At 65.0% G+C, this 16,920-nt stretch carries 15 protein-coding genes; 12 read left to right on the top strand and 3 right to left on the bottom strand.

What is annotated here, in order from left to right; translation table 11 throughout:
* Nucleotides 1–4 precede the first annotated feature (4 nt).
* The 6 genes from nuoM (at nt 5) to ACODS5_RS02865 (ending at nt 8,018) form a co-directional block, all read left to right on the top strand.
* Nucleotides 5–1,537: an NADH-quinone oxidoreductase subunit M gene (gene nuoM / locus ACODS5_RS02890; protein ID WP_134693193.1), complete on the top strand. Its 1,533-nt coding sequence runs from the start codon at nt 5–7 to the stop codon at nt 1,535–1,537.
* 7 nt (nt 1,538–1,544) lie between these two features.
* Nucleotides 1,545–3,014, top strand: a complete 1,470-nt coding sequence (gene nuoN, locus ACODS5_RS02885) for an NADH-quinone oxidoreductase subunit NuoN (protein ID WP_102685131.1) — start codon at nt 1,545–1,547, stop codon at nt 3,012–3,014.
* 130 nt (nt 3,015–3,144) lie between these two features.
* The gene (locus ACODS5_RS02880) at nt 3,145–5,196 is read left to right on the top strand and encodes a TonB-dependent receptor family protein (protein WP_489107859.1); all 2,052 of its coding nucleotides are present in this window, start codon (nt 3,145–3,147) and stop codon (nt 5,194–5,196) included.
* A gap of 417 nt (nt 5,197–5,613) precedes the next feature.
* On the top strand, nt 5,614–5,760 hold the full coding sequence (locus ACODS5_RS02875) for a hypothetical protein (protein WP_167659509.1): 147 nt from the start codon (nt 5,614–5,616) through the stop codon (nt 5,758–5,760).
* Nucleotides 5,761–5,811: 51 nt separating this feature from the next.
* Nucleotides 5,812–6,807, top strand: a complete 996-nt coding sequence (locus ACODS5_RS02870; RefSeq protein ID WP_489107858.1) for a class I SAM-dependent methyltransferase — start codon at nt 5,812–5,814, stop codon at nt 6,805–6,807.
* Complete coding sequence (locus ACODS5_RS02865; protein ID WP_489107857.1) at nt 6,804–8,018, top strand: YcaO-like family protein; 1,215 nt, start codon at nt 6,804–6,806, stop codon at nt 8,016–8,018. Before ACODS5_RS02870 ends, ACODS5_RS02865 begins: the two co-directional genes overlap by 4 nt.
* A 1-nt stretch (nt 8,019) precedes the next feature.
* Here ACODS5_RS02865 and ACODS5_RS02860 read toward each other — a convergent pair whose 3' ends face one another.
* The gene (locus ACODS5_RS02860; protein WP_489107856.1) at nt 8,020–9,081 is read right to left on the bottom strand and encodes an AI-2E family transporter; all 1,062 of its coding nucleotides are present in this window, start codon (nt 9,079–9,081) and stop codon (nt 8,020–8,022) included.
* 123 nt (nt 9,082–9,204) lie between these two features.
* Here ACODS5_RS02860 and trhP point away from each other — a divergent pair, with 123 nt between their 5' ends.
* The 6 genes from trhP to ACODS5_RS02830 all read left to right on the top strand — a co-directional run bounded on the left by trhP (nt 9,205) and on the right by ACODS5_RS02830 (nt 15,189).
* On the top strand, nt 9,205–10,539 hold the full coding sequence (gene trhP, locus ACODS5_RS02855) for a prephenate-dependent tRNA uridine(34) hydroxylase TrhP (protein ID WP_489107855.1): 1,335 nt from the start codon (nt 9,205–9,207) through the stop codon (nt 10,537–10,539).
* A gap of 79 nt (nt 10,540–10,618) precedes the next feature.
* Nucleotides 10,619–12,346 carry a copper resistance system multicopper oxidase gene (locus ACODS5_RS02850; RefSeq protein WP_489107854.1) on the top strand — a complete coding sequence of 576 codons (1,728 nt, stop codon included), beginning with the start codon at nt 10,619–10,621 and terminating at the stop codon, nt 12,344–12,346.
* Nucleotides 12,339–13,226 carry a copper resistance protein B gene (locus ACODS5_RS02845; RefSeq protein ID WP_489107853.1) on the top strand — a complete coding sequence of 296 codons (888 nt, stop codon included), beginning with the start codon at nt 12,339–12,341 and terminating at the stop codon, nt 13,224–13,226. The genes ACODS5_RS02850 and ACODS5_RS02845 overlap by 8 nt, the downstream gene beginning before the upstream one ends.
* Nucleotides 13,227–13,249: 23 nt before the next feature.
* The gene (locus tag ACODS5_RS02840) at nt 13,250–13,678 is read left to right on the top strand and encodes a DUF411 domain-containing protein (RefSeq protein WP_134693201.1); all 429 of its coding nucleotides are present in this window, start codon (nt 13,250–13,252) and stop codon (nt 13,676–13,678) included.
* On the top strand, nt 13,678–14,115 hold the full coding sequence (locus tag ACODS5_RS02835) for a YqaA family protein (protein WP_134693202.1): 438 nt from the start codon (nt 13,678–13,680) through the stop codon (nt 14,113–14,115). The genes ACODS5_RS02840 and ACODS5_RS02835 overlap by 1 nt, the downstream gene beginning before the upstream one ends.
* A gap of 75 nt (nt 14,116–14,190) precedes the next feature.
* Entirely contained in the window at nt 14,191–15,189 is a 999-nt protein-coding gene (locus ACODS5_RS02830; protein ID WP_134693203.1) for an alpha/beta fold hydrolase, read from the top strand.
* 36 nt (nt 15,190–15,225) lie between these two features.
* Here the strand turns inward: ACODS5_RS02830 and ACODS5_RS02825 are convergent, their stop codons facing one another.
* Nucleotides 15,226–15,804, bottom strand: a complete 579-nt coding sequence (locus ACODS5_RS02825; protein ID WP_134693204.1) for a DinB family protein — start codon at nt 15,802–15,804, stop codon at nt 15,226–15,228.
* Between the two features lie 11 nt (nt 15,805–15,815).
* Nucleotides 15,816–16,907, bottom strand: coding sequence for a cell division protein ZapE (zapE, locus tag ACODS5_RS02820; protein ID WP_489107852.1), 1,092 nt, complete (start codon nt 16,905–16,907; stop codon nt 15,816–15,818).
* Between the last annotated feature and the right edge of the window lie 13 nt (nt 16,908–16,920).

Here is a 16,920-nt window from a genome sequence, read left to right as displayed (position 1 = left end):
CGTCATGATTTTGCCTTGGCTGATCCTGATCCCCTTCATCGGCGGCTTCCTGTGCTGGCTGGGTGAGCGCTTCGGCGCCACCCTGCCGCGCTGGATCGCGCTGCTGACCATGTCCCTGCTGCTCGGCATCGGCCTGTGGCTGTGGGCGAACGGCAACTACACCCTGGCCCCGGCGCCGGGCGCCGAACCGGCCTGGGCCCTCGAATACAAGGTCGAGTGGATCAAGCGCTTCGGCATCAGCATCCACCTGGCCCTCGACGGCCTGTCGCTGCTGATGATCCTGCTTACCGGCCTGCTCGGCGTGCTGTCGGTGCTGTGCTCGTGGAAAGAGATCCAGCGCCACGTCGGCTTCTTCCACCTCAACCTGATGTGGATCCTCGGTGGCGTGGTCGGTGTGTTCCTGGCGCTCGACCTGTTCCTGTTCTTCTTCTTCTGGGAAATGATGCTGGTGCCGATGTACTTCCTCATCGCGCTCTGGGGTCACAGCTCGGCCGATGGCAAGAAGACGCGGATCTACGCAGCGACCAAGTTCTTCATCTTCACCCAGGCCAGCGGCCTGATCATGCTGGTGGCGATCCTCGGCCTGGTGCTGGTCAACTACAACAGCACCGGGGTGATCACCTTCAACTACAGCGACCTGCTCAAGGCCGAGTTGCCAGCCGGCGTCGAGTACATCCTGATGCTGGGCTTCTTCATCGCCTTCGCGGTGAAGCTGCCGGTGGTACCGTTCCACTCCTGGCTGCCTGATGCCCACGCCCAGGCGCCGACCGCAGGCTCCGTGGACCTGGCCGGTATCCTGCTGAAGACCGCGGCCTACGGCCTGCTGCGCTTCGCCCTGCCGCTGTTCCCGAACGCCTCGGCCGAGTTCGCGCCGATCGCCATGACTCTGGGCCTGATCGGTATCTTCTACGGTGCCTTCCTGGCCTTCGCGCAAACCGACATCAAGCGCCTGATCGCCTTCTCCAGCGTCTCGCACATGGGCTTCGTGCTGATCGGTATCTACTCCGGTAGCCAGCAAGCCCTGCAGGGCGCGGTGATCCAGATGCTGGCCCACGGCCTGTCGGCTGCCGCGCTGTTCATTCTGTCCGGCCAGCTGTACGAGCGCCTGCACACCCGTGACATGCGCCAGATGGGTGGCCTGTGGCACCGCATCGCGTATCTGCCAGCCATCAGCCTGTTCTTCGCCGCCGCCTCGCTGGGCCTGCCAGGCACCGGCAACTTCGTCGGCGAGTTCCTGATCCTGATCGGCAGCTTCGCCCACGTGCCATGGATCACCGTGATCGCCACCACAGGCCTTGTGTTCGGTTCGGTGTACTCGCTGATCATGATCCACCGCGCCTACTTCGGCCCGGCCAAGGCCGACACCGTGCTGGCCGGCATGGACAGTCGCGAGCTGATCATGGTGCTGGGCCTGGCTGGCCTCTTGATCCTGCTGGGCGTGTATCCGCAGCCGTTCCTCGACACCTCTGCCGCCACCATGAGCGGTGTGCAGCAGTGGCTCGGTTCCGCTTTCACTCAACTCGCTTCGGCCCGGTAAGAGCGCTATGGAATTCACCACTCAACACTTCATCGCATTGGCGCCGATGCTGATCACCACCATCACCACGGTGGTGGTGATGCTGGCGATCGCCTGGAAGCGCAACCACTCGCAGACCTTCCTGCTGTCCACCGTGGGCCTGAACCTGGCCTTGCTGTCGATCCTGCCGGCGCTGAAGGTCGCGCCGCTGGCGGTCACCTCACTGGTGACCATCGACAAGTTCGCCTGCCTGTACATGGCGATCATCCTGGTGGCCACCCTGGCCTGCGTCACCCTCGCCCACGCCTACCTCGGCGAAGGCTCCAAAGGCTTCCCGGGCAACCGTGAAGAACTGTACCTGCTGCTGCTGATGTCGGCACTGGGTGGCCTGGTGCTGGTCAGCGCCAACCACCTGGCCGGCCTGTTCATCGGCCTGGAGCTGCTGTCAGTGCCGGTCTACGGCCTGGTGGCGTATGCGTTCTTCAACAAGCGCTCGCTGGAAGCCGGCATCAAGTACATGGTGCTGTCGGCCGCCGGTTCCGCCTTCCTGCTGTTCGGCATGGCGCTGCTGTATGCCGACGCCGGCGCCCTGACCTTCGACCAACTGGGCAAAGCCCTGGCCGCTACCAGCATGCCAAGCCTGCTGGCCCAACTGGGCCTGGGCATGATGCTGGTGGGCCTGGCCTTCAAGCTGTCGCTGGTACCGTTCCACCTGTGGACCCCGGACGTGTACGAAGGCGCCCCGGCGCCGGTCGCCGCGTTCCTGGCCACCGCCAGCAAGGTCGCGGTGTTCGCCGTGGTCGTGCGCCTGTTCATGCTCTCCCCCGCCGCCAGCAGCGGCGTGCTGAGCACCGTGCTGGCAGTCATCGCCGTGGCGTCGATCATCATCGGCAACCTGCTGGCGCTGACCCAGAGCAACCTCAAGCGCCTGCTGGGTTACTCGTCCATCGCCCACTTCGGCTACCTGGTCATCGCCCTGGTCGCCAGCAAGGGCCTGGCCCTGGAAGCCATGGGCGTGTACCTGGTCACCTACGTGATCACCAGCCTCGGCGCCTTCGGCGTGATCACCCTGATGTCCTCGCCGTACGCCGGGCGTGACGCTGATGCCCTGTACGAGTACCGCGGCCTGTTCTGGCGCCGTCCGTACCTCACCGCGGTACTGACCGTGATGATGCTGTCGCTGGCCGGTATCCCACTGACCGCAGGCTTCATCGGCAAGTTCTACATCATCGCCACCGGCGTCGAGTCGCACCTGTGGTGGCTGGTCGGCGCCCTGGTGATCGGCAGCGCCATCGGCGTGTACTACTACCTGCGGGTCATGGTCACCCTGTACCTGGTCGAACCGAACCTGCGTCGCCACGACGCCCCGCTGAAGTGGGAACAGCGCACTGGTGGCGTGATGCTGCTGGCCATCGCGATCCTCGCTTTCGTTCTCGGTGTTTACCCGCAGCCGCTGCTGGAGATGGTGCAGCAGGCTGGATTGCAACTGATCGGCTGATCGGCTGCCAGCGTCACTAGACACCCCGCCTCGGCGGGGTGTTTTTTTTCGGGTCCTACAGATCGTCCCCTGTGCTTCGTCTGCCCTTTGCAGCGTCAGACTCCCGCACCCGATCTGGAACCTCGTCCCCATGCGCCCCACCCTGCCCTACTCTCTGCTGGCCCTGTTCGTCGCCGGCACCGCCCAGGCCGCCAACCGCGTCGAACTCGACCAGATGCTGATCCAGGACCATCAACAGTCCGAGCTGGAAGCCGCCGCCGATCACCTGCGTGAAATCCCCGGCGCCAGCAACCTGGTGGACATGGACAAGGTAGGCCAGGGCCGGGTGGCCAGCAACCAGGATGTGCTGGCCTACCAGCCGGGAGTGTTCGCCCAGTCGGCGGGCAACGACGGCATCAAGCTGTCGATCCGTGGTTCGGGCATCAACCGCGCGCCGGGTGCCCACGGCTCGGGCGTCTACACGATGTTCGACGGCCTGCCGCTGACAGGTCCCGGCGGCACGCCCTATGAGCTGTTCGAACCGCTGTGGCTGAGCCGCGCCGAAGTGCTGCGTGGTGCCAACGGTTTCGACCAGGGCTCACTTGCCCTGGGCGGCGCGATCAACTACGTGACCCACACCGGCTACGATGCCGCACCCTTGCAGGTGCGCTACGAAGTCGGCAGCCGTGGCTACCAGCGCCGGCATGTCAGCAGCGGCCAAGTGCTGGGCAACCTCGACTATTACGTAGCGCTTACCGACGCCGAGTACGACGGCTTCCAGCGGCACAGCAGCGGCAGCGCCAAGGGCATCGCCGCCAACGTCGGCTATCGTTTCAACCCGAATCTGGAAACGCGCTTCTACCTACGCTATCGCGAGACCGAGAACGACCTGGCCGGACGCCTGACCAAGGACCAGATCAAGCACGATCCGCGTGCGGCAAACCCGGCCTACCTGGCCCGCGATGACAGCCGCCCGCAACCGGGCAGCACCTGGGTCGGCAACAAGACCACCTTCTTCCTGGATGACGAATCGCGCCTGGAGGCGGGGCTGGTCTATCACGACTACCCAATGGACCTGCGCGAAGGCCCGATGCGCCTGAAGGTCGCCTACACCGATGTCAGCGGCACGCTGAACTACTTGCGGCGTGACACCCTGTTCGGCCATGAGAGCAAGACCACCCTGGGCTGGCGCACCACCAAGCACCTGCCCAACAGCGGCGCCTCGCAGTTCGCTCGCCCCGACGGCGACAATTTCGGGGCTCGCACCCGCGACTTCAGCTACCAGGGCTCGGACACTGTGTTGCATGCAGGCAACGATCTGGAGCTGATTCCGAACCTGTGGCTGACCACGGGCCTGGCGATGATCTACACCCGCCGTGAAAGCGACGTCACCTATCCAAGCAGTGGCGGCAAGGTCAGCCAGCATGACTGGGATTATGCGCCACGGTTGGGCCTGCGCTACGACATCCGCCCGGACCTGCAGGTCTACGGCAACCTCAGCCGCTCGGTGGAGCCGCCGCACCCGTGGTCACTGGTCTGGAGCGCGCCGGTAAACAACCAGCCAATGAAGATGCAGAACCAGACCGCCACCACCCTTGAACTGGGCGCACGCGGCGATTCTGCGCTGGGCCGTTGGGACCTTGCCTGGTACTACGCCCAGGTACGTCATGAACTGCTGAACGTGGAAGTCGTGCAAGGCTTGCCGTTCAAGGAGTTCAACGCCAGCCCCACCGTGCACCAGGGCATCGAAGCCGGCCTGGACAGCCTCCTCTGGGAACAACCCGGCACCGGCAAGCTAAGCCTGCGCCAGGCCTACACCTTCAGCGACTTCCACTACCGCGATGACGACAAGTTTGGCGACAACCGCCTGCCCGGCATCCCCATGCATTACTACCAGGCCGAGTTGCGTTACGACTGGCCGACGGGGTTCTACGCCGGCGTGAATACGCAGATGGCCTCCAAGGTGCAAGTGGACTACGCCAACAGCAGCCACGCTGACGCCTACGCCCTGCTCGGCGCGCGGCTGGGCTGGGATTCGCCGAAACGTGACTGGCAGACATGGCTGGACCTGCGCAACCTGACCAACCAGCGCTATGCAGCGACGGTGACGCCAGGGTATGACGATGGCGGCAAGGATGTCGCCCGTTCGACGCCGGGGGAAGGTTTCGCAGCTTATCTGGGGGTTTCTTACAGCTTCCGCTAGGCCAACGGTCTGCACTGAATACGTGCCTTGGTAGATTTATTTCACCAAGACGCAGCGCAACCTCTATCGAGTCAGGTTTGACTTACAAGCCTGGATGAATAGCGCCAGCCCGTTTGAGGCCATTCCCGCTTCGGTACTGAATAAAACTTACACGCCTGCGTCAGCAAACCCTGATCCCAAGAAATATTTCATCTGCAATTGCAGCCTCGGCCGTTACAAAACCCTCGCAGGCCGGGGCTTTATCCCACAGCGCGCCTGCTGTTTTACGCCTTCATGCATTCCCCTACTCCATCCGTACTCCTGTCTGGCACCAAGGCAGAGGGAAACGACTCCCATTTAAACAGGCGGTGGTGATTCGCAAGAATTCCAACGGCAACGAAAGTGTCGTTGCACCACTAACTGCAAGGAGAATCAAAGATGGGTATCTACATGGGTTTCCGCGCCAACACCCAAGACGAAGAACTGTCCGAGGCTATCACCCAGGCACCCTCCCAGGTGCAGCCTCAGCAGATCGATGCGCAGCACCTGGCTGAGCACGAGAAGCAGCAACTGAACGACGAGTAACGTGTTTGCGCAAGGTGTGCCTGATGGCACACCTTGCGCTCAGGAGCGCCCATGCCATCACTAGCCGAAAGCCCCTTCCAACACGAATCGTTCGAGGCGCAGGCCAGGCACCTGGCCTGCGTACTTGCCTTGCCCGCCATGGAGCAAGTCGGCATCACATCGAGTGCCCGGATAACCGAGCCAGTCGGCCCCGGGCTCAACAACCTGTTCCTGCTGCGGGTCGACGGTATCGAGCACCTGGGGTGCAGGGTACCGGGCGCCAATGGCGAACTGGATAGCCGCCTGACCCCGGACATGCTGCTGGGCACGCTGCTGGAGGCGCGCTGGGACAAACAGGGCTGGCACTGCCAATACCAACCGTTGACCGACAGCCAATGCTCGGCGCTGTTCCAGCAAGCACTCACGTCTTCAAGCCACAGAATCCATTTTCCCTTTCCGGAACTGGACAGCCAATGCCGAGAGCAGATCGCGCCACCCTGCTTCTGGGATGCCCCGCAAGACCTGGCCAAACGCCTGGACCGCCAGGAGCAGCACTTTCGCGACACCACCATCGCCCTGCTTTCGGGCCGCCTGCGCCCCGGCGCAATCATCCATGATCCGGCGTGCTCCACCGGCACCTTCATCGCCACGCTGGCACGCGCACTGCCAAACAGCCAGTGCATGGGGGCGGATCGTTCGGCGGCGATGATCGACCATGCGACAGCCTGCCATCATTTGCCGAACCTGAGTTTCGAGATCGCCGACGCCCAGGTGCCGGTCATGCCAAAGGGCAGTTGCGACGTGCTGATCCTGCGCTTTCTGAACGCCGAGATGATGACCCGCGCTTGCGCCCTCGCGTTGTTCGAGCAGCTCACCGGCTTGATCCGCCCCGGCGGCATGGCCCTGGTGTTCGGCCAATCGAGTGTGTTGTTCGACGTCGGGCAGCAGGCCCGCCGGCTTGGCCTGCAAGTCGCCAGCAGCCTGGCCGGGGTCCCCGGCTCCTTGCAGTTGTTCCAGTTCTACCAATTGATCTGCCCCAAGCCCCTTCCGGAACAGATACCCTCATGAACAGACCTGCCGAACGCGAATACAGCCTGGCCGTTGCCATGACGCGAGTCGAGGAACAACTGGCATTGCTTGGCTTACGCCTTGAGGAAACAGTCCTGGGCAACGGCCTCTGCTCGGTATTGATGCACCTGACTGACGAGGCAACCGGCAGGATGGCGCACGGCAGCGGCAAGGGCGGGCTCGAGGAAGCCCGCGTAGGCGCACGCTTCGAGGCGCTCGAGCACTACCTCGACGAGCACCAGCCACGCCCGTTGCACCTGCGCAGCACCGCCAGCCTGGCCCGCGAGGCGCACGTGCAGGGCGACTTCCTGCTGCCCTGGCTAGAGGCCCAGCCCGACCGATACCTGGCTTGCCAGCGCTATACCGACATCCACGCCAAGCCGCTGTTCGACTACCCGATTGGCGTCACCCACCCTGATTACGCCGACCAGCCCCTGCCAGGCGACAACTTCGACCACCGTGGGCTCAGGCGCTACAGCAGCAACGATGGCGCGGCAATCGGCGCCAGCCGCGACGAGGCTTTGCTGCACGCGCTGAACCAGATCATCGAGCGCGATGCACTGTCGCTGTTCATGTTGCGCCACGTCTACTACCAGCGCCCCGAACCCGTGCTGCAGGTGCTGCGCCCACCGGCGACCTCGGCCCTGTCACGCCTGTGGGGCGAGGCCGAACGCTGCCTGGACAGCCCTATTGCCGTGCTGGACATCAGCAACGAGTTCGCCAGCCGCAGTTTCCTGGCCCTGTGCCTGTGCCCGGCCTCGCCCTTGCAGGCCAACGTGGTCGGCTGCGGCGCCTCACTCGACCCTTGGCACGGTGTGCAGCGCGCCTTGAGCGAGCTGGTACAGCTGCAACTCAACAGTCGCTTGCCGCAAGCCCGGCAGCAGTTGCAGCAGGCGGCGGGCACACTGGCCGCCTGGCCAAGGCTGCAACGCTGCCAGCAGCGCGATATTGCCGCCCTGCTGGGTAACAGCCGCTACTGCACCTTGCCAGAACCGCTACCCGCACAGACTGTGACCCAGCAACTGCAGGTGCTGCTGGAAGACTTGCAGCGGCACGGCCATCAGGTGGGCATCTGCGAAGTGTTTCGCGGGGCCCAGGGGATCAGCCTGGTCAACGCCCTCGTACCTGGGCTGGAACGCTTCCATCTGGTCTGGAGCGGTAACCTGGTACTACCCGGCCCGCGCGGCCTGCGCCTGGCAGAAAGCGGATGACCTACGGCAACTGCACCTGCGGCTTGGTCGAGGCAAAGATCGCCCAGCTGGACACGAACAGCGCCGCGATCAACGGCCCGATCACAAACCCGTTGAGCCCGAACACCGCCAACCCGCCCAACGTGGACACCAGCACCAGGTAGTCCGGCATGCGCGTGTCCTTGCCCACCAGGATCGGCCGCAACAGGTTGTCCACCAGGCCGATCACCAGTACCCCAAAGGCGCTCAGCACGATGCCCTGCCAGGTCGCCCCGGTCAGGATGAAATAAGCCGCCACTGGCGCCCAGACGATCCCCGCCCCCACCGCTGGCAGCAGCGACAGGAACGCCATCAGCACCGCCCAGATCAGCGCGCTGGGAATGTCCAGCACCCAGAAGATCAACCCACCCAACGCGCCCTGGGTAATCGCCACCAGCAGATTGCCCTTGACCGTGGCCCGTACCACGCGCTTGAACTTCAGCTGCAAGCGGCGCTTCTGCTGCTCGGGCAGCGGCACGGCCTGGCGCACCTTGCGCGCTACCTCCGCCCCTTCGCGCAGGAAGAAGTACAAGAGGTAGAGCATGATGCCGAAGCTCACCAGGAACTCGAAGGTGCCCTGCCCAAAGCTGAACGCCTGGCCTGCAAGGAACTGGCTGCCCTGGGTGGCCCACTTGGTGATCTTGTCGCGCAGGCCGTCGAGGTTGCCCATGCCCATTCGGTCCAGGGCATGCTGGGCGTAGCCTGGAAGCATATCCTTGCCGCGTTCGATATAGCCGGCAATGTCCAGTTGGCCGCTCTCCACGCGCTGGTACAGCGCCGCGCCCTCCTGCACCAGCAGCATGCTGATGATCATCACCGGCAGCACCGCGATCAGCAGGCAGGCCAGCAGCGCCAGTGACGTCGCCAGGTTGCGCCGCCCGCCCAGGCGCAACAACAGACGACGTTGCAACGGCGCGAACAGGATGCCCAGCACCACTGCCCAGAAGATCGCACCGAAGTACGGCAAGAGAATCCAGATGAAGGCAACGGTCACCAGCGCCAGCAGCGCAGTCAGGGCCTTGTTCTGCAACACAGTTTCGTTCATGGGCATTCCTCGAGGGCTCAACAGCTTAGTGCCCGGCGCCGGGGCAAAAGTGCCGTTGATCCAGATCAATACCGGCGCAGCGCCACGCCCTTAGCATCCGCGCCTTTTGCCCCGGTGCGCACCATGACCCCACTCGCCACGCCCGAACTGCTCGCCCCCGCCGGCACCCTCAAGACCATGCGCTACGCCTTCGCCTATGGCGCCGATGCGGTCTACGCCGGCCAGCCGCGCTACAGCCTGCGGGTGCGCAACAACGAATTCGACCACGCCCACCTGGCGCTCGGCATCCAGGAGGCCCATGCCCTGGGCAAGCGCTTCTACGTGGTGGTCAACATCGCCCCGCACAACGCCAAGCTCAAGACCTTTCTCAAGGATCTGGCTCCCGTCATCGCAATGGGCCCCGACGCACTGATCATGTCCGACCCGGGCTTGATCATGCTGGTGCGCGAGCTCTTCCCGCAGGTGCCCATCCACCTCTCGGTGCAGGCCAACACGGTGAACTGGGCCGCAGCAAGGTTCTGGCAGGGCCTGGGCCTGTCGCGAGTGATCCTGTCCCGCGAGCTGTCGCTGGAAGAGATCGAAGAGATTCGTCAGCAGGTGCCGGACATGGAGCTGGAGGTGTTCGTCCATGGCGCGCTGTGCATGGCCTACTCCGGACGCTGCCTGTTGTCCGGCTACCTGAACAAGCGCGATGCCAACCAGGGCACCTGCACCAACGCCTGCCGCTGGAAGTACGACAGCACCCCCGCCACCGAGAATCTCACCGGTGATATCGTCCGCGAGGTCGAGCCGACCCTGGGCCTGGGCGCCCCCACCGCGCAGGTGTTCCTGCTCCAGGAAAGCAACCGTCCAGGCGAAGAGATGCCCGCCTTCGAGGACGAGCACGGCACCTACATCATGAACGCCAAGGACCTGCGCGCCATCCAGCACGTCGAGCGCCTGGCACATATGGGTGTGCATTCGCTGAAGATCGAAGGCCGTACCAAATCGCACTTCTACTGCGCCCGCGCCGTGCAGTCGTACCGCCAGGCCATCGACGACGCCGTGGCCGGTCGGCCATTCGACCGCGGCCTGATGGACAACCTCGAGTCCCTCGCCCAGCGCGGCTACACCGAAGGTTTCCTGCGCCGCCATGTGCATGATGAGTATCAGAATTACCAGCGCGGCAACTCAGTGTCCGAGCGCCAGCAGTTCGTCGGCGAGCTGACCGGGGTGCGCGTGGACGGCCTGGCCGAAGTGAAGGTGAAGAACCGTTTCGCCGTGGGCGACCATCTGGAACTGATGACTCCGCGCGGCAACTACCACTTCGACCTGCACCGCCTGTGCGACCGTCAGCAGCAGGCCATCGAGGTGGCGCCGGGCGATGGCCATGTGGTCTACCTGCCGATTCCCGAGCAGGTGTCCCTGGAGTTCGGCCTGCTGATGCGCGACCTGGAAGGCGCCGAGACCGCTGCCTGACAAATCTGTAATCCGCGCCTCAGGTGGCTGACAGGCGCTGGCGGCAAGGATGGTGGCAATTTCGTAGCGAGAGCACGCCATGCCACCGACTCCAACCCGCCGCACCTTCGTCAAGGGCCTGGGCGCCGCCACCGCCCTGGCCGGCCTTGGTCTGTGGCGCCCGCTGGCCCAGGCAGCAGAGGGGCGCTTGCCGCTGCACGACCTGAGTGGCCAGCAGTTCGAGCTGTTCATCGGCCAGACCCCGGTCAACATCACCGGTCGCCCGCGCACCGCGCAGACCGTCAACGCCAGCCTGCCCGGCCCGCAGCTGCGCTGGCGCGAGGGCGACACGGTGACCCTGCGCGTGCGCAACCGCCTGAACCAGCCCACCTCGATCCACTGGCACGGCATCATCCTGCCGGCCAACATGGACGGCGTGCCGGGCCTTAGCTTCGCCGGCATCGAACCGGGCGGCGACTACCTCTACCAGTTCACCCTGCGCCAGAGCGGCACCTACTGGTACCACAGTCATTCCGGGCTGCAGGAACAGGCCGGCGTGTACGGGGCCATCGTCATCGAACCCCGTGAACCTGAACCGCATAACTACCAGCGCGACCATGTGCTGCTGTTCAGTGACTGGTCGGACCAGGCGCCGGAAGCGCTGATGGCTACGCTGAAGAAACAGTCCGACGCCTTCAACTACCACAAGCGCACGGTGGGTGACTTCATAAACGATGTCGCCGAAAGCGGCTGGCGCAACACCCTCGACAACCGCTGGGCCTGGGCGAAGATGCGCATGAGCCCCACCGACCTCGCCGACATCAGCGCCGCCGGCTACACCTACCTGCTCAATGGCCAGCCACCGGACGGTAACTTCACCTGCCTGTTCCAGCCCGGCGAGACCGTGCGCCTGCGCCTGATCAACGCCTCGGCGATGACCTATTTCGACTTCCGCATTCCCGGCCTGAAACTCACGGTGATCGCCGCCGATGGCCTGCCGGTGACCCCGGTGACCGTGGACGAACTGCGTATCGCCGTGGCCGAAACCTATGACGTGCTGGTCACCGTGGGCGACCTGCCCGCCTACACCCTGTTCGCCCAGAGCATGGACCGTACCGGCTTCGCCCGTGGCACCCTGGCCCGCACCGCTGGATTGCAAGCTCCAGTACCCGAGCCGGATCCACGCCCGGTGCTGAGCATGGACGACATGGGGCATGGCGGCATGGGCGAGATGGACCATTCGAACATGCCGGCGATGGACCACGGCAGCATGGCGGGCATGGACCACTCGGCCATGGCCATGATGCAAAGCCACCCCAGCAGCGAGACCGACAACCCGCTGGTAGACATGCAGACCATGGCCCCGCGCGCCAACCTGGCCGATCCCGGTATCGGCCTGCGCGGCAATGGCCGCCGGGTGCTGACCTACGCCGACCTGCGCAGCCCCTACCCCGACCCGGACGGGCGCGAACCGTCGCGGGACATCGAGCTGCACCTGACCGGCCACATGGAGCGTTTCGCCTGGTCGTTCGATGGCATCAAGTTCAGCGACGCCGAGCCTCTGCGCCTGAAGTACGGCGAACGGGTACGCATCACCCTGGTCAACGACACCATGATGACCCACCCCATCCATCTGCATGGCATGTGGAGCGACCTGGAAGATGAACAAGGCCGCTTTCTGGTACGCAAGCACACCCTCGACATGCCCCCCGGCAGCCGACGCAGCTACCGTGTGACCGCCGACGCCCTGGGCCGCTGGGCCTATCACTGCCACCTGCTCTACCACATGGAGACCGGCATGTTCCGCGAGGTACGGGTCGATGAATGAGATCAGCAGCCGCCGCATCGTCACCGGCGTCGCCTTTGTCGCCTTGCTGGCCAGCGAGCGTGCCCTGGCCGCCAGCATGCCGGGCATGGACCACAGCCAGATGAACCATGGCGCCATGCCGACGATGGATCACAGCCAGATGAACCACGCCACGCCCACCACCGCGCAACCGCGCACGCCCCTGGCGAACATCACCGATGCCGACCGGCGCGCCGCGTTCCCGTCGCTGCCAGGGCACCAGGTGCATGACCGCGCGATCAACTGGGCGGTGATCGTCGACCAGCTGGAATACCAGAACTTCGAAAGCAGCGGCGCGGTGAGCTGGAACGCCACCGCATGGGTCGGCGGCGATGTCGACCGGCTGTGGCTGCGCAGCGAGGGTGAGCGGGAACAGGGCAAGACTCACAAGGCCGAGTTGCAGGCGCTGTGGGGCCATGCCATCAGCCCCTGGTGGGAACTGGTCGGCGGTGTGCGCCAGGACTTCAAGCCAGCCAGCGGCCAGACTTGGGCCGCCTTTGGCATCCAGGGCGCGCCGCTGTACGGCCTGGAACTGGAGGCCACCGCCTATGCTGGCGAGCGCCAACAGACCGCGCTGCGCCTGGAAGCCGGTTACGCTATGCTGCTGACCAACCGCTGGATCCTCGAACCCACCGTTGAAGTGAACCTCTTCGCTCGCAACGACGCCGACCGCGAACAGGCCTCGGGGCTGGCTGAAAGCGAAGTGGGGCTGCGCCTGCGTTACGAGATCAGCCGTGGTTTCGCGCCCTATGTCGGGGTCAGCTTCAACCGCCTGCACGGCAACCGCGCCAACCAAGCCCGGGAGGATGGCGAGGACATCGGCCAGACCCGGCTGGTGGCCGGGGTCCGCCTGCGCTTTTAAATCTGCGTCACAGGAGCTTCACCATGCTGCGCAAACACCTGCTCACCCTCGGCCTGCTGGCCATCACCGGCCTGGCCCAGGCCGCCGAGACCATCGACGTCTACCGCGACCCCAACTGCGGTTGCTGCAAGGAATGGATCAAGCACCTGAGCGACAATGGCTTCACCGTCAACGACCATGTCGAACCGAACATGAGCGCGGTCAAGCAGCGCCTGGGCGTGGCGCCGGGCCTGGCCTCGTGCCACACCGCGGTGATCGACGGCAAGTTCGTCGAAGGCCATGTGCCGGCCGAGCAAGTGCGCCTGCTGGCCAAGCGCGACGACCTCAAGGGCCTTGCCGTGCCAGGCATGCCCATGGGCTCGCCGGGCATGGAAATGGGTGACCACAAGGACGCCTACCAGGTCATCGGCGTGACCCGGGATGGCCGGGACACCGTGGTCGCCAACTACTGATGCTCAGCCTCGCGGCGCTGTTCCTCAGCGCCTTTGGCGCCGCCACACTGCTACCCTTGCAGTCCGAGGCCGTGCTGGTCGGCCTGCTGCTGCGCGAGCCCCAGGCCTGGGCGCTGCTATTGCTGGTGGCCACCCTGGGCAATGTGCTGGGTTCGCTGGTCAACTGGCTGCTGGGCCGGGCCATCGAGCAACTGCGCGACAAGCGCTGGTTCCCGTTCAGCGCCAGCCAGTTGCAACGCGCCCAGCAGCGTTACCAGCGCTGGGGGCAATGGTCGCTGCTGCTGAGCTGGATGCCGGTGATCGGTGATCCACTCACGCTGATCGCCGGGATCATGCGCGAACCCTTCTGGCGCTTCTTGCTGCTGGTCACCCTGGCCAAGGGCGGGCGCTACATCGTGGTGGCGCTGATCACCCTGGGCTGGTTTCACAGCGGGTAACACCTTTGCTGCTCGGCCAGGGTCAGTGGCTGCTACAGTCGCCTTTCCTTATCTGGTCCTACAGGGAGTGCTCCCATGCTGCGCGCCACCGCCATCGCCCTCACCTGCCTCGCCTCGGGTGGCGCCATCGCTGCCGCCCCCTCCACCTATGGCGAGCAGCTCGAAGGCTTCACCTACCCGTACCCGCTGCGCCACTTCGACTTCCAGTCCCAGGGCCAGGCGCTGCAAATGGGCTATATGGACGTACCCGCGAAGGGCAAGGCCAACGGCCACAGCGTGGTGCTGATGCATGGTAAGAACTTCTGCGCCGGCACCTGGGAAACCACCCTCGATGCCTTGAGCCAAGCCGGCTACCGGGTAATCGCGCCTGACCAGGTCGGTTTCTGCACCTCGAGCAAGCCGGCGCACTACCAGTACAGCTTCCAGCAACTGGCCGACAACACCCACGCCCTGCTGGCGCAACTGGGCGTGGACCGGGCCATCATCCTTGGCCATTCCACCGGCGGCATGCTCGCCACTCGCTACGCACTGATGTATCCCCGGCAGGTGGAGCGCCTGGCCATGGTCAACCCTATCGGCCTGGAGGACTGGAAAGCCTTGGGCGTGCCGTATCGCACCGTCGACCAGTGGTACGCCCGGGAACTCAAGCTCGATGCCGAAGGCGTGCGCAACTACGAACGCAACACCTACTACGCCGGGCGCTGGAAACCCGAGTACGAGCGCTGGGTGCAGATGCTGGCGGGGTTGAACCAGGGCCCTGGGCACAAGCTGGTGGCATGGAACTCGGCGCTGATCTACGACATGATCTTCACCCAGCCGGTGGTCCATGAGTTCAAGGACCTGAAAATGCCAACCCTGCTGCTGATCGGCGATCAGGACAGCACGGCGATCGGCAGCGATATCGCCCCGCCCGAGGTCAAGGCCCGGCTAGGCCAGTACAAGATGCTCGGACCGCAGGTGGCGAAGCTGATTCCCCGAGGCGAGCTGGTCACCTTCGAGGGCCTGGGGCATGCGCCACAAATCGAGGAGCCGGGCAAGTTCCACCAGGCATTGCTTGGCTGGTTGCAACGCTGACGGTACTCGGGCTACCGCTGAACCGGCGGCTTGCACTCACTTCCAGATCATCGCCTCGGTCCAGCCCAGCTCGGCGAAATCCACCGCGCGCAAATGCGCTTCCTCCCCGCAGAAGAACTCATCCAGTTGTGGCGGCTGTACCTGGGTGTCACTGAGCATCGCATGCACCTGGCCACGGTGGTGGATCTGGTGTTCGAACAGGTGCGACAACAAGCGCAGGCGCTGTTCGCGCTGCACCCGATCGGGCCGCACGATGCTCACGTAGCGCCCCAGTTGCTCATCGCGCAAGCCCCGGCAATAGGCGATCAGCCGCTGGTCGGCCTGGGCCTGCTGGGCCTGCAGGTCGGTGCAGGTGCAAAACGGTTGCTCGGGCTGGAAGAAGCGCTCGCCGTCCGGGTCGGGAGCCGCGCCGCGCTGCTCGCATTCCAGGGCGTCAAGGTAGAACCAGTCCACCGTCAGCAGGTGGTTGAGGGTGGCCTTGATCGACGGGAAGAAGCTGCAACGCGGGGCGACGAACTCGTCCTGGGTCAGTTGCAGGCAAGCCTTGTACAGGCGGTGGTTGGCCCAGCCATTGTTGTAGGCCTGGGTCAGCAGGTGATGCGACAGCGGCTCCATGGTCGGCTCCTTCAGGCGAAGCGTTGCAGTTGCATCTCCCGTAGCCGGCTGAGGGTGCGCTGGTACGGGAACGCCAGATACCCTTGAGTGTAGAGCGCTTCCAGGGGCACCTCGGCTTCCAGGTACAAGGCCACGCGCCGGTCGTAGCATTCATCGACCAGGGTGATGAAGCGGCGCACGCTGTCGTCCTTGGGCGCCAGGGTCGGTAGCTCACGATCGCCGGCCAGCACCCGCGCGGCGCCGTCCTCGGTGCCACGCGCGATGCGACCAGCCCGTTGCTCGCCGCCCAATTGCGGGATACCGCCCAGCAAAATCGCCGGGAAGCGGTCGCACAGGGCCATGAAGTCCATGGCCGCCAGCGGTTGTTCGCACAGGTCGCGGTACTGGCACCAAAGCGCCTGGGTGCTGTGGCGCACCACACGAACCTGCCGGGACCCGAGTTGCAGGGGCTGCTCGCTGCCTGGCTCAGTCGGGCTCAGCTGCTGGAACACCGCGTCCAGTGCATCGGGCTGCGCGACCCAATAGCGCTGCTGCGCGACCCCCGGGTGCAGCCGGTGATCCAGCTCGCCCGCCACTGCCAGTACGCCCATGTGCCGCTCGATGGCAGCGATGGCCGGCACAAAGCGCTCGCGGTTGAAGCCGTCGCGATACAGCTGACCGGGGGGCTGGTTGGAGGTGGCGACCACCACCACCCCCTGGTCGAACAGCACCTGGAACAGGCGCCCGAGGATGACCGCATCGCCAATATCGCTGACGAACAGCTCGTCGAAGCACAGCACGCGGATCTCGCTGGCCAGCGCTCGGGCCAAGGCCTGGAGCGGGTCGGCGGTGCCACCCAGCTGGAACAGACGACGGTGAACCCAGGCCATGAAATGGTGGAAGTGCTGGCGCCGGGACGGCACTGTCAGGCAACGGTGGAACAGGTCCATCAGCCAGGTCTTGCCACGCCCCACCGGGCCCCAAAGGTACAGGCCCTGGGTTGGCTTACCCTGGCACAGGGCATCGAAACAGGCTTGCAACGCAGCGACGGCCACCGCCTGGGCGGGGTCGGTGACGAAGCCGCGCTCGCCAAGGGCCTGATGGTAGAGAGATTCGGGAGTCATGCCGTGCATGGTA

It is taken from the genome of Pseudomonas sp. FG47, from assembly GCF_057809115.1.
This window is presented reverse-complemented; position numbering and strand designations above follow the sequence as displayed.

Excerpts from the sequence above, each read along its gene's own strand:
- ACODS5_RS02870 (WP_489107858.1), top strand. The coding sequence starts at position 5,812 with ATGCCATCACTAGCCGAAAGCCCCTTCCAACACGAATCGTTCGAGGCG.
- zapE (WP_489107852.1), bottom strand. The coding sequence starts at position 16,907 with ATGACTCCCGAATCTCTCTACCATCAGGCCCTTGGCGAGCGCGGCTTC.
- ACODS5_RS02875 (WP_167659509.1), top strand. The coding sequence starts at position 5,614 with ATGGGTATCTACATGGGTTTCCGCGCCAACACCCAAGACGAAGAACTG.
- ACODS5_RS02825 (WP_134693204.1), bottom strand. The coding sequence starts at position 15,804 with ATGGAGCCGCTGTCGCATCACCTGCTGACCCAGGCCTACAACAATGGC.
- ACODS5_RS02865 (WP_489107857.1), top strand. The coding sequence starts at position 6,804 with ATGAACAGACCTGCCGAACGCGAATACAGCCTGGCCGTTGCCATGACG.
- ACODS5_RS02850 (WP_489107854.1), top strand. The coding sequence starts at position 10,619 with ATGCCACCGACTCCAACCCGCCGCACCTTCGTCAAGGGCCTGGGCGCC.
- nuoN (WP_102685131.1), top strand. The coding sequence starts at position 1,545 with ATGGAATTCACCACTCAACACTTCATCGCATTGGCGCCGATGCTGATC.
- trhP (WP_489107855.1), top strand. The coding sequence starts at position 9,205 with ATGACCCCACTCGCCACGCCCGAACTGCTCGCCCCCGCCGGCACCCTC.
- ACODS5_RS02860 (WP_489107856.1), bottom strand. The coding sequence starts at position 9,081 with ATGAACGAAACTGTGTTGCAGAACAAGGCCCTGACTGCGCTGCTGGCG.
- ACODS5_RS02840 (WP_134693201.1), top strand. The coding sequence starts at position 13,250 with ATGCTGCGCAAACACCTGCTCACCCTCGGCCTGCTGGCCATCACCGGC.
- ACODS5_RS02835 (WP_134693202.1), top strand. The coding sequence starts at position 13,678 with ATGCTCAGCCTCGCGGCGCTGTTCCTCAGCGCCTTTGGCGCCGCCACA.
- nuoM (WP_134693193.1), top strand. The coding sequence starts at position 5 with ATGATTTTGCCTTGGCTGATCCTGATCCCCTTCATCGGCGGCTTCCTG.
- ACODS5_RS02830 (WP_134693203.1), top strand. The coding sequence starts at position 14,191 with ATGCTGCGCGCCACCGCCATCGCCCTCACCTGCCTCGCCTCGGGTGGC.
- ACODS5_RS02880 (WP_489107859.1), top strand. The coding sequence starts at position 3,145 with ATGCGCCCCACCCTGCCCTACTCTCTGCTGGCCCTGTTCGTCGCCGGC.
- ACODS5_RS02845 (WP_489107853.1), top strand. The coding sequence starts at position 12,339 with ATGAATGAGATCAGCAGCCGCCGCATCGTCACCGGCGTCGCCTTTGTC.